The 12,588-nt window shown below is 30.5% G+C and carries 9 protein-coding genes and 1 riboswitch; of the genes, 3 read left to right on the top strand and 6 right to left on the bottom strand.

Going from position 1 to position 12,588, the window contains the following annotated elements:
- Positions 1-58: 58 nt before the first annotated feature.
- From DMR38_RS15485 to DMR38_RS15470, 4 genes are all read right to left on the bottom strand, one after another.
- Positions 59-2,809: an EAL domain-containing protein gene (locus tag DMR38_RS15485; protein WP_127722154.1), complete on the bottom strand. Its 2,751-nt coding sequence runs from the start codon at positions 2,807-2,809 to the stop codon at positions 59-61.
- A gap of 142 nt (positions 2,810-2,951) precedes the next feature.
- A complete protein-coding gene (locus DMR38_RS15480; RefSeq protein ID WP_127722153.1) occupies positions 2,952-4,181 on the bottom strand; it encodes a HAMP domain-containing sensor histidine kinase in 1,230 nt (409 codons plus the stop codon).
- A complete protein-coding gene (locus DMR38_RS15475; RefSeq protein WP_127722151.1) occupies positions 4,178-4,852 on the bottom strand; it encodes a response regulator transcription factor in 675 nt (224 codons plus the stop codon). Before DMR38_RS15475 ends, DMR38_RS15480 begins: the two co-directional genes overlap by 4 nt.
- 111 nt (positions 4,853-4,963) lie before the next feature.
- A complete protein-coding gene (locus DMR38_RS15470) occupies positions 4,964-5,614 on the bottom strand; it encodes a GTP pyrophosphokinase family protein (RefSeq protein WP_127722150.1) in 651 nt (216 codons plus the stop codon).
- Positions 5,615-6,254: 640 nt separating this feature from the next.
- Here DMR38_RS15470 and DMR38_RS15465 point away from each other — a divergent pair.
- Positions 6,255-7,421 carry a phosphoglycerate dehydrogenase gene (locus tag DMR38_RS15465; protein WP_127722149.1) on the top strand — a complete coding sequence of 389 codons (1,167 nt, stop codon included), beginning with the start codon at positions 6,255-6,257 and terminating at the stop codon, positions 7,419-7,421.
- 141 nt (positions 7,422-7,562) lie between these two features.
- On the opposite strand, the gene DMR38_RS15460 is transcribed toward DMR38_RS15465, so the two are convergent.
- Complete coding sequence (locus DMR38_RS15460; RefSeq protein WP_127722148.1) at positions 7,563-8,396, bottom strand: methyl-accepting chemotaxis protein; 834 nt, start codon at positions 8,394-8,396, stop codon at positions 7,563-7,565.
- A 232-nt stretch (positions 8,397-8,628) separates the two neighbouring features.
- On the opposite strand from DMR38_RS15460, the gene DMR38_RS15455 reads away from it, so the two are divergent.
- Positions 8,629-9,384: a GNAT family N-acetyltransferase gene (locus DMR38_RS15455; RefSeq protein WP_127722146.1), complete on the top strand. Its 756-nt coding sequence runs from the start codon at positions 8,629-8,631 to the stop codon at positions 9,382-9,384.
- Between the two features lie 112 nt (positions 9,385-9,496).
- On the opposite strand, the gene DMR38_RS15450 is transcribed toward DMR38_RS15455, so the two are convergent.
- The gene (locus DMR38_RS15450) at positions 9,497-10,279 is read right to left on the bottom strand and encodes a sulfide-dependent adenosine diphosphate thiazole synthase (RefSeq protein WP_127722144.1); all 783 of its coding nucleotides are present in this window, start codon (positions 10,277-10,279) and stop codon (positions 9,497-9,499) included.
- A 64-nt stretch (positions 10,280-10,343) separates the two neighbouring features.
- Positions 10,344-10,453, bottom strand: a riboswitch (TPP riboswitch).
- Positions 10,454-10,872: 419 nt separating this feature from the next.
- On the opposite strand from DMR38_RS15450, the gene DMR38_RS15445 reads away from it, so the two are divergent.
- Positions 10,873-12,588 (top strand): methyl-accepting chemotaxis protein, encoded by a 1,716-nt coding sequence (locus tag DMR38_RS15445; protein WP_127722143.1) that lies wholly within the window; start codon positions 10,873-10,875, stop codon positions 12,586-12,588.

Here is a 12,588-nt window from a genome sequence, read left to right as displayed (position 1 = left end):
CATGAAACCAAGAACTCTGTTTATATTTTTTCCTTAAAAGGAGAGGAATATGTACTTGTTAATTTTTATTAATGTTATATTGCTTTACATATTTGATAAAATCACTAACAGTAAGAGGTCTGCTAAAATAATATCCCTGAAGTTCATCACATCCTTCATCAATTAATCTGTTAATTTGTTCCTGTGTTTCTACACCCTCTGCAACGGTTTTTAGATTAAGAGTTTTTGCCATAGAAATAATACTTGGGGTAATATTCTTGTGATTTATATTTGCAATATCGTCTATGAAGGATTTATCAATTTTTAAATAATCTACAGGCAAATGAGTTAAATAACTCAGGGAAGAAAACCCTGTGCCGAAGTCATCTATTGAAATACCAATTCCTAATTCCTTTATTTCCAGCAAGTTTTGTATTGCTTCTTCAATATTCTGCAGCAAAAAACTCTCTGTTATTTCAATTGTTAAATCAATATTTTGAGAACTATTATCTTTGAAAATTTCTCTAATTTTTGAAACTAAATTGTTATTTTCAAATTGTTTTGATGAAATGTTAATTGATAATTTAATATTAATACCACTGCTTTTTAATACTTTATCAATTCTAAAAATTTCTTCTAATATCCAGTTACCAATAGGTATTATCATTCTATTGCTTTCAGATATAGGTATGAATTTATCTGGTGTAAATATTTTACCATCTGCTGTTTCCCACCTAATAAGGGCTTCAGCACCAACTACTTTAAAGTCATTTCCGTCAAAAGCAGTTTGCGGCTGAAGATATAAACTAAATTCATTATTGCGCAGCGCTGTAGTCAATCTTATGTGCATTTCAAGAATTTCATGATTTTTCCTTTCAATTTCCTTTGACGAAAAAGAATATATTCCTTTTCCGGATTCCTTTGCGTCATACATTGCAGCATCTGCTTTTCTAATTAAGCCTTCAACAGTACATTCATCATAGGGTGCCATGGATATTCCTATACTTACTCCTAAAGTTATTTCCTGGTCAAGTATATTATAAGGAATGAGTATTTTATTAATGATAGATTGTGCTATAGTTTTTACATATTCTTGATTTTCTACGTTTTCAAGTATTACAGTAAACTCATCTCCTCCTAATCTTGATACAGTATCAGATTTTCGAATATTGGATTTAATGCGGAATGCGACTTTTTTAAGAAGTAAATCTCCAGCTGCATGACCTAAGGAGTCATTAATGAATTTAAAACCATCTAAATCCATAAATAGCAAAGCTACTGCTTTTTTGTTGTCATTACCTCTTATAAGTGCCCTCTCAAGTCTTTCATAAAAGAGAGTCCTATTTGGTATACCCGTTAATGGGTCATAATAGGCAAGATTGTGAAGTTTATCTTCTGTCATTTTTAGTTTACTAATGTCTGTAGAAATAGCAATGTAATTTTCTACAGTCCCATCCGATCCATTCAAAGATGTTATTGACATCCATTTAGGATATAGTTTTCCATTTTTGGCTTTATTCCAAATTTCACCTTCCCAATAACCATTAGCAATTAAATTTTGCCACATATTTAAATAGAATTTTTTATTGTGACGGCCGGATTTAAGTATTCTAGGGTTTTTTCCAATTAAATATTCTTTTTTATACCCCGATATTCTTTGAAAAGAATCATTCACTTTGATAATATTTCCAGAAGCATCTGTTATCAATACACCTTCCATGGCAGTGCCGATTATTCTATATGAAATTAATAATTCATCATTTAGTTGTTTAAGGTTATTAGTGTATTCCTGCATTTTAGTTATATTGTGAAAGGTAAATAATCTGCCAATTTCAGATTTATCTGTATCAAAAATAGAAGATTTATATACTCTATAGTAAAAAGTTCTATTGTTGAAGTTAAAAGTAATTGTATATTCGCTGCTTGTATCACTTATTGTAGCAACGTGTTTTATATTTGGTACGAATTCTAATAGGTCATTAATTTTTATTCCTATAAAATTCATCTCTCGTTTAATATTAGATTTTTTATTTTTGAAAGACATTATAAGTTTAATGCCTGCTGGATTGATATCTATTATTTTGTTAGAAGAATCTACTATAATAACAATGTCTTTAATATTTTCTACTAGAAGATCTCTGGCAATTGGTACCATTACTAACTTGGGCATATGAAATATTCCCCAGTATAATACAATCAATGTTAATAGTATGCAAATAGGAGTAGCATCTATAAAGACTAATTTTGAATTAGAACTAATAAACAAAAAGTTGAGCCCGATTGATATAATTGTACCTATAAAAATAAATGTACTTTGTCTGCGATATAATTTTGGAGAATTTAGTGATCTTACCATGAGAATATAGCATCCAATCAAAATGCTGCAGTAGGTATAAATGAGATTAATGTAGAATCCGATATTTGGCACGTATAACAATATGGGAATACCATTAATATATGACATACTAACATGTGACATAAATTTGTAGGGTATACTGTTAGAAATTAAAGACAGTAATGATAATATTGGTATAATAAAAATTAATAAAATAAAGTAAAGATCTTTTCTATTTCTATTAGCATATTCATTTATTATTAACAGGTAAAGTGGTGATATAAATACTATACTGATAAATTCTATCTTCTGAAATAGAATTGCAATTTCGTTTGTTTTTATATAATAGCTAAGTATTTCCATTAAAAGCCATAAAGAAACAAGCACAGTACTTATGATCAATAACTTTGTGATGGCAGCATTTTTTACTCTATACAGAAGAACTAATAAAATTATAGAAACTGCAAAACTTATACTGAATAAAATTCCATACATGGTCATACTCCTCTAAACTAATCTATATACTGCTTATAATTTATTTTAAGTCATAACATGTACAATTACAAAATTTTTTGTAGAAATTTTATCTTTTGCAAGCATTGACTTAAAATTAAGGAAGCAGTAATAGATACTTTAATTAGATTAGAACAGTAAAGCAAATGGATTTTCCATCCTCACTTCTAACTGAAATCTTTCCATGATGAGCCTGTACAATGGATTTTGCAATGGAAAGTCCAATTCCATACCCTCCAGTTTCTCTGGATCTTGAGGAGTCCGCTCGATAGAATCTGTCAAATAACTTGTCTAAGTTTTCTTTATCAATGTCATCTGTTGTATTATATACTTCTAGCTTTGATCCTTTCTTTGCAGCAGACAAAGAAATTTTGATAGTTCCTTTCTCATTAGTATACTTCACAGCATTGTCCACAAGAGTAGAAACGAGTTGGTGGATACTATCTTCATCCCCATGTAAATTCAGTCCTGGTATAATGTCCATTAGAAATTTTTTATTCTGTGTTTCTGCAATGGTCGCAAATGGAGCGGCCGTTTCAAAAACTGAATCACTCAAATCAAAATCAGTAAACACCAATTTAATATTTCCTTCATCCATCTTTGAAAGTGTTAGTAAATTTTTTACAAGCTTATTAAGACGGAAAATTTGATTTCGAGTGCTTGTAATCCATTCACTTTTACCGTGAGTTAGTTCCAGCACATCTGCATTAGCTGAAATAATGGCAAGTGGCGTCTTGATCTCGTGTCCTGCATCAGTAATAAACTGTTTTTGTTTTTCCATATTTTCAATAATAGGATTAATCGCTTTTTTAGAGAAAATGGACACGAGAATAAACACAAGCAAAAGAGTTATTAGTGCAACTCCACAAGAAGTTAGTAAAAATAAAGTAGCTATCTGTATCTGGCTTCTACAATCAATGAATACAAGCATTAGACCATCCGGTTTATTTACTACTATATATTTATAGATGTCACTATATCCATTAGTTTTACCGCCATCTAGTACTTTATTGGCATATCCTGCTGCATCGGTTGAAGAAACAGCAGCAATATGGTTTGTATCAATTTCTCGGATACTACCGTCTTTATTGACCTTTACTATAAAATACCGTGTTTCAAACTGAGTTTCTGCATTCATTTGAAAACCAAATCTTTGCTCATTAGGTGGCAGCTTTCCTTTTTTATATATTGGAAACTTTCCCTGATTTTCTGAAAGAATTTTAAGGGCACCATTCACTTTACGGTCTATCTGATAAAGATTAACTACATTAATGGAGCCAAGGAGAATGAATACAACCAAAGCCAATGAACCCATTGTAATCATAATGAATTTTCTCTGTAATTTTTTAATCATTTAATCTCCTCCAATGTATAGCAGGAATCTCTCCTTGAATTAATTTTTACATTAGCACCTAAAGATGACAGCTTTTTACGCAGATAAGAAATGTATACCAGCACCACATTGATTTCAGCTTCCTCATCATATCCCCAAATTCTTTCAATAAACTGTTCTGTGGAAATTAAACATTTTGGATTATTCATTAGCATCTCAAGCATCTGAAATTCCTTGTTGCCAAGTCTTAGAGAGGATTTTTTACTTGATAATTCATAGTTTTCTTTGTTGAGGATAATATTTCCTACTTTAATTAAGTTTGGTGTAAATTCACTCTTTCGTCTGGTTATAGCATGAATTCTGGCTAGCAATTCCCCCATAGCAAAAGGTTTGCTTAAATAATCATCTGCGCCTGTATTTAGTCCAAGAATTCTATCTTCAATCTCAGCCTTTGCAGTAAGCATTAAAATAGGTGTATGTATTCCTTCTTTTCTTAGATTTTCTAACACCTCAAGGCCATTTATCTTTGGCATCATAATATCTAAAATAATTACATCATAACTTTTGGATAATCCATATTTTAATGCATCTGCTCCATCATATACAGCATCCACTGAATAATTGTTATGTTTTAAAATGATAGCTAGTGCATTTGACAATTCTTTTTCATCTTCTGCAAGTAAAACTCTCATAATATATCTTCTCCATCTTAAGGGATTTGAAAGGAACTAATAAGTCAAAGATGTGACGCAGTATGATAAAAAATAGGCTAGCATACTGACTGGTTATTTCTTTGAAAATCCCTAATATTGTATTTCATTTAACATATCTGAAATAGTTTGCAAATTTAAATCTGTTGAAGCAATTTCATCTGCACAACGTTTTAATTCATTTATAATCATTTTTTCATTAGAAATGTTTTTCTTGTATTTTAACTGGTGCTCTAAACTTGCCCAACAATCCATTGCAATAGTACGTATTTGAATCTCACAGTACACCATTTCAATCTTATTTTCTAGATGTAATGGCACTTGTAAAATCATATGATAACTACGATAGCCATTTGGCTTTGGATTGCAAATATAATCTTTTTCCTTAATAATCTTAATATCCTGCTGGTTCTTTAACATGTTTACAATCCAATAAATATCATCTAAGAATGGACAGATAACACGGATTCCAGCTGCATCGTGGATTTCCATTAAAGCACTTTCTACCGTAACAGGTAAATTTTTTCGCATCAATTTTTCTTTCATACTTTCAGCCGACTTAATTCTCGCCTTACAGTGTTCAATAGGATCTTTACATTGTTTTGCTACTTTGTATTTTCGAATAATATCCAATCTGGAGATAACTTCAATAATTGCTCCTTCTAATAGTATATAAGATTCTTTATAAAATTCATGTTCAGGTGACAATGTTTCATATTTAATGCCATATTTATACTGCTGCATCAGGTATTCCTCCTTACCTAAATAGTTATTTTCAATTTCTAATATCAATGAATCTTACCTATTGGAAGTGTTATAGTAGGTAGCCATCAGATAAAATATAACATTGTAACCTTAAATATAGGTTAAATTTATAATAGTATAAATAAATAACTCAACTTTTGCATATGTAAAAGTTTGACTTAATATAAAAAACTTGCGTCGCAATTTGATTAGTTGAGAATTGAGAGTGGAAAGTGGAGAGTTAATGTGGATTTTTTTCCGTTACACTACAAAAAATCTTTAATTAAATTTTGAAGCCTTGTTTCGCTAAAGTCAAACATTGATGGTTCATATAAGTTTAAAGATTTTTTGCGATAGCTAAAAATCAACCGTCACTCTCAACTCTCAATTTTCAATTTTCAACTTTCAACTTTCAACTTTCAACTTTCAATTAAAAAAATTAGGTCGTAATTTTTTTAAACTGCGAAAGTTGAGTAAATAATTCAGCATTTGTATTATAGTAGAGTTGCCCAAATGCTTGAATTTTGATAATATAATAATAAATCTGACAAATGGTCAAGCTATTTTCTATCAAGGAATCTTACTTAGTGGGAGTGTTACAGTAGGCAGCCATCAGATAAATGATATAGGGGGCAATTAAATGTTTAAAATTCAAAAGTACAATAACATATCACAAGAAAAACTTAATACAATGCCAAATGATTTATATGAAATTGGGGAAAATTTCGATAATCCAGACGGAATTCTTCTTAGAAGTTTCAATTTGCTTAATGCCGAACTTCCTCAAAATCTTAAAGCAATTGCAAGGGCAGGAGCTGGAGTTAATAATATAGCAATAGACAAATGTTCTGAAAATGGAATTGTTGTATTTAATACCCCAGGAGCTAATGCAAATGCTGTTAAAGAGTTAGTTTTAGCATCTCTTTTTCTTTCTTCAAGAAAGATATATAGAGGAATAAATTGGACTAAGTCTCTTAAAGGAAAAGGTGAAGATGTTGCAAAGTTAGTGGAGAAATCCAAAAGTCAGTTTCAAGGCCCAGAAATTAAAGGAAAAAAGCTTGGAATTATAGGACTGGGTGCTATAGGAGCAGCAGTTGCCAATGATGCACTTGCACTTGGTATGGAGGTAATAGGGTATGACCCATACATATCCGTAGATTCAGCATGGAATCTTTCTCGAAAGGTAGAAAAAGAGATGAATTTTGATAGCTTACTTGCTGAAGCAGATTATATTACTATTCATGTTCCACTAAATAATAATACAAAAGGTATGATTAATAAAGAAAAGTTTGCAATTATGAAAAAAGGTATGAAAATAATAAACATAGCAAGAGGTGGACTAGTTGTAAATAAAGATTTACTTGAAGCAATAGAAGATGGCACTGTAAGCTGCTATGTCACAGATTTCCCAGAGGATGAATTAATAGGAAATGATAATATTATTACAATTCCTCATTTAGGAGCTTCAACGCCTGAATCAGAGGAAAATTGTGCAGCTATGGCAATAGAGGAACTTAGAAACTTTCTTGAAAGAGGTACTATTAAAAATTCAGTAAATTTCCCAAATTGTGATCTAGAGTACAAAGGTCACATAAGGCTTTTAGTGGGAAATATCAATGTTCCTAATATGGTTGGACAGGTAACAACTATATTAGCACAAAATGAAATAAATATTGCCAGTTTGCTAAATAGTCATAAGGGAAAAATTGCATACAATATAATAGATGTTGATGGTAATGTAACTTCTGAGGTACTGGAAAAAATTAAGGCAATCAATGGAGTTGTAATGGTAAGAATTATTAGATAGTTATGCTATAGTTTCTTAATAAAAGGATAGCACATGGTATTTATTTTATATATAATGCATCACCTTATACTATACAAAGGTGATGCATTATTAATTAATCACAAAATTGAGAAAAAGTTAAATTAAATTTTTCAACTTACATTAATGTAACTTCATATTATCAACCAATACCTGTGAATTTTCAGTAATTTGTGTTATTGCTGCAGATACTTCTTCTAATGAACCGGCTTGAGTTGTGGCTATTTGGCCCAATTCATTTATAGTATCTATTATTACTTTCATATTATTGTTCATTTCGACAAGTGCTGATGAGATCTTTTTAGAAGATTCACTGCTATTTGATGCCAATTTCCTCATTTCTCCTGCTACTACAGAGAACCCCTTTCCATATTCTCCAGCTCTTGAAGACTCTATTGCAGCATTAAGTCCAAGAAGATTAGATTGTTTTGAGATGCTTTCAATTAAATTAATAGCCTCATTGCTTTCAGTTATTAATTTTTTTGTTACTTCAGTATTTTCTATAATATAATTTAACTTTTCAGACAATTTAACAGCATCGTTAGTAATTTCTGATATACTTGAGCTTGTTTCTTGAAGAGAACTCTTTAATTCTGATGTGGATTTTTTAATTTTTATAGCGCTTTCTATGTCTGTTGATAAAATTAATACGCCAACAACTTGTCCGTTTTTATTAATTGCAGGAATTATGGTAACTTTAGCATCTATACCATGTTCATTCTTATTAAATATAGCTCTAAATGTTTCCTTTTTATTAAAAATGGTATCACTGGCACCAACATTTTCAATAAGATTCATGTCGGATTTGTCGCCGGCTTTTACAGTAGATTTTTTATTTTTACTGTCTAGAGCATATATACATTTTTCTTTATCCCAAATTGTGATAACTGTATTTCCTTCAAGTGCTTCACTTATGACTGGTGCAGTATTAATCAATGATTGAAAAATTTTCTCCATTTATAATTCCTTCTCTCATAATTTTGTGAAATATTTTATTAACAATATATCACAATTTAGAAGCATTTTCTACTTTTAATAAAGAGTATATATTTCCAGTTGCTATAGATCAAGTTATACTTTTGATTATGAAGAAAATATGAACTTGAAGAAATATATCAAAGATGACATGCAGTTGTCATGTTATGTTTGATATATTATATAGTAAAATAAAATCTAAGAAGGTGGTAAAATGGAATTAATAAAGGTTACGGAAGAAAATATAGAGGAAGAACATATTTGCTGTGCAATTTCAAGCAATAAAGATTGCCAGGTTGTTTCAAAAAAAGAATGGCTGAAGAAACGTTTTAAAGAAGGACTGGTATTTTTAAAAGGAAATGTCAGGGGAAAGTGTTTTATAGAATATGTGCCAGCAGAAAATGCATGGTGTCCTATTGAGGCAAAGGGTTATATGTTTATTGACTGTCTGTGGGTATCGGGGCGATTTAAAGGAAAGGGATATTCAAATGAACTTTTGAATGCCTGTATTTCTGATAGTAGGGAAAAGGGGAAATTAGGGCTAGTCATATTGTCTGCTAAAAAGAAAATTCCTTATATTTCAGATTCTAAGTATTTAAAATATAAGAAATTTGAATTGGCTGATACTTCAAAGCCTTTCTATGAATTATTTTATTTGCCATTTCATGAAAATGTACTTAAGCCCAGTTTTATGAAACATATAAAAGTACCTTCAATTAAAGAGCAAGGTTTTGTTTTATATTATTCAAATCAATGTCCGTTTACTGCAAAGTATGTGCCTATCATTGAAAAGGTTGCTTCTGAGAAAAAAATTGCATTTAAATCAATACGATTTGAATCAACTAAGGAAGCAAGAATGTCCCCAGCACCGTTTACTACATATAGCTTGTTTTATAATGGTAAGTTTGTTACAAATGAAATCCTATCTGATAAGGCATTTCAAAAAATGATACATAAGGTTATTGATTAAATATAAGAGTATCCTGTAAGATTATATACGATATCATTTTCCGTGTCTATTCTGCAGGATACATTTTTATTTTAAATATAGGATAGAGTAATTAACCTATGTATGTCATATGTTAACGGCTTTTTATTTTCTTTATTAATTCCTGGGCAACTTTTTGTCCTGAAATTAACATACCTCCAAAAATTGGTCCCATTCTTTGACCACCAAAAGTTGCATTGGCAGCCATACCAGATACATAAAGACCAGGGTAAACTTCACGGGTATTTTCAACCACCTGTTCTTCTCCTCGATTTGCCCACATTGGCTTTTCGCCTTCCAAAGTTCCGTTAGGAGTGTTTAAAACATTTCCCATTCTGGTTACTAATTTATTTACAACTGATGCATCATGTCCGGTAGCATCAAGAACATATTTTGATTCTATCATTATAGGATCAATAGGCATTCTTGTTTTTTCAACAGCGGCCCAATTAATAACTAGACCTGAAATACATTTATCCTTAACAATTACATCTTCTACTGTAATCAAATTTAATATTCTGGCTCCAGATTGTGCTGCATTGAAAGTAAGTCCAGAAACACATTCAATGGAATCAGCTGTATAGTAATTTTCTTCATATTTTTTGTATCCAATGTTAGATTCATCAAGGATGCTTTTAGCACTTTCTTGAATAACGATCTGATTCATCATCATACCGCCGCCCCACATGCCGCCGCCAATACTCAAGCTGCGCTCTAAAAGGGTTGTTTTAATTCCAGCTTTAGCAAGATAGCTTGCAGCTACTAAACCTGAAGGACCTCCTCCAACAATAATTACATCTGAATGTAAAACATCTTCTAGTTTATTTTTGTAAGTATCAATAATAGCCTTTGAAATTTTTGTGTCTTCTAAATACATTTTTCTTTGCTCCTTTACTATGTAAATTGATAAATTAAAAAGCACACCCGTAGAAACAGGTGTGCTAAATATTTTAAACCTTCCCTACGCGGACATTACTCCGATCAAGTTATAAGAGTCAGGTACTTACTAGTCCTTTCTCAGCCCAAAACATGAGCTCCCCATTAAAATATAGTTACTATTTTGTTTTTGTTACTTTTAGTATCATTAATGACATCTAATTATTACTAACAGCTTTTATAATACCACTTATATATAATTTTGTTAATATAATTTTTTAAAATTTTTTACTTCTAAAAATAAATGGACGATGTTTAATCTATTATCAGCTAATTAAATACTTTTTTAAATAACTATACATTATGAATATTTTGACTAATAAATTATAACATATTATAACATATTATTAAGTAAAATCCGCTGATTATAAAAAAAATATCAAAATATTACTATTATTTTAAATAAAATGTAATAATATATGTTATAATTTTCAGTTTATGGAATAATATCAAAATAAAGAAATAGCAAATAAGTATGAAAGTATTATTTTCTATACAAAATATTCATTTTGTTTAATATGAGGAGGGGCTCTAATGAACTTATTGAAAAATGTAAAAGTAAAAGTAAGATTACTTATTTCTTATTTAATTGTAGCTGCATTGATTTTAATTGTAGGAATAGTGGGAACAATATCTTTAAAGAAAGTTTCAAGTAATTCCCAAAACATGTACAATCAAAATATGCAGATTGTTTATAAGTTATCTGATATGAACAGGAATTTATCTGATATAAGGTCAGATACCTTAAAAATGGTTTATCAAAAGAGTGATATAAAAAGGCAAGATGCTGAAAAAGATATAAATGCCAAAAAAAGCAATAATGCCGAATATATTAAAACTTTTGATACATTTCAAATGGATGCTTCACAAAAGAATGCATGGGAAACATTTAAAAATCAATTGAAAAGTTATAATGCTGAAGTTAAAAATATTGATGATTTTTCATCAAAAAAGGATTATGAATCTGCAGAAAGTGAACTGCTAAATAAAGCGACACCTATGAGAGAAAATATGTCTAAAAGTTTAAATGATTTAATAAATTTAAATCTCAATTATGCAAAAAACGATAATCAAGACGATGTAAAATTATACAATATGTCAAGTGTAATAATGGCTATATTGATAATTTTTGGATTTGCTCTTGCAATATTGATAGGATTGCTTACATCAAATGACATAAACAAGGTACTTCATGACATACTTAATTTTGCACATAAACTAGAGAGATATGATTTATCATATAAATCTTCAATGGCCAGAAAAGACGAATTTGGAGAAACTGTAGTTGCCCTTACAAATGCTAGAGACAATATAAAAAATCTTATTCACAATATAATGGAAAATTCTCAGGATATGAGTGCAGCCAGCGAAGAATTATCTGCTACTGTTGAGGAACTTTATTCTAAAACTGAAAATATGCAAAATGCTGTGGACAATATTACATCTGGAGTACAAGAAACAAGTGCATCTACTGAAGAAATTACAGCATCTATCCAGGAGGTTAATTCTAGTATAAGTGAGCTTTCACAAAAATCTTTAGATGGAAGTAATAGTGCAAACCAGTCAAAAGAGCATGCTTTAACTGTACAGGAAAGTGGTAAAAGGGCAATCGAGCGAACAAGAAAAGTCTATAATGAAAAAAGAGAAAAAACATTGCAGGCAATTGAAGATGGTAAAGTAGTAGAAAACATAAAAATTATGGCTGATACGATATCGAGCATAGCGCAGCAGACCAATTTACTTGCATTAAATGCAGCAATAGAAGCAGCAAGAGCTGGAGAAAAAGGAAAAGGATTTGCTGTAGTTGCGGATGAAGTAAGAAATCTTGCTGAGCAGTCTTCAGAAGCAACAACTGGTATTCAGGACACTATTTCAAAGGTCCATGAAGCATTTAAAAACCTGTCATTGAACAGCAATAATATATTGGATTTTGTACATATAGATGTGGGTAAAGGATTTGAAGCTTTTGGAAGTATGGGAAATCAATATTATAGCGAGGCTGAATTTGTAAGTAAAACGTCGGAAGAAATTGCGTCTATGTCAGAAGAACTTACTGCAACCATGAATCAGGTGAGTGAAGCAGCACAGAATATGGCAGAAGTAGCTCAGAAATCTTCAGAAGATGCATTTGTGATAAAAGAGAGTATAAATGAAACTACACAGGGAATTGAACAGGCGGCTAAAACAGCACAAATCCAGGCAGGCAGTGCTCAGAAACTTAATGAACTTGTACAAAAGTTTAAATTATAA

The sequence above is a fragment of the Clostridium sp. AWRP genome (genome assembly GCF_004006395.2).
Lineage (GTDB): Bacteria > Bacillota > Clostridia > Clostridiales > Clostridiaceae > Clostridium_B.
This window is presented reverse-complemented; position numbering and strand designations above follow the sequence as displayed.

Bases quoted from the DNA above. Each gene is read 5' to 3' on its own strand.
- DMR38_RS15465 (WP_127722149.1), top strand. From the start codon at position 6,255: ATGTTTAAAATTCAAAAGTACAATAACATATCACAAGAAAAACTTAAT.
- DMR38_RS15475 (WP_127722151.1), bottom strand. From the start codon at position 4,852: ATGAGAGTTTTACTTGCAGAAGATGAAAAAGAATTGTCAAATGCACTA.
- DMR38_RS15460 (WP_127722148.1), bottom strand. From the start codon at position 8,396: ATGGAGAAAATTTTTCAATCATTGATTAATACTGCACCAGTCATAAGT.
- DMR38_RS15455 (WP_127722146.1), top strand. From the start codon at position 8,629: ATGGAATTAATAAAGGTTACGGAAGAAAATATAGAGGAAGAACATATT.
- DMR38_RS15445 (WP_127722143.1), top strand. From the start codon at position 10,873: ATGAACTTATTGAAAAATGTAAAAGTAAAAGTAAGATTACTTATTTCT.
- DMR38_RS15480 (WP_127722153.1), bottom strand. From the start codon at position 4,181: ATGATTAAAAAATTACAGAGAAAATTCATTATGATTACAATGGGTTCA.
- DMR38_RS15485 (WP_127722154.1), bottom strand. From the start codon at position 2,809: ATGTATGGAATTTTATTCAGTATAAGTTTTGCAGTTTCTATAATTTTA.
- DMR38_RS15450 (WP_127722144.1), bottom strand. From the start codon at position 10,279: ATGTATTTAGAAGACACAAAAATTTCAAAGGCTATTATTGATACTTAC.
- DMR38_RS15470 (WP_127722150.1), bottom strand. From the start codon at position 5,614: ATGCAGCAGTATAAATATGGCATTAAATATGAAACATTGTCACCTGAA.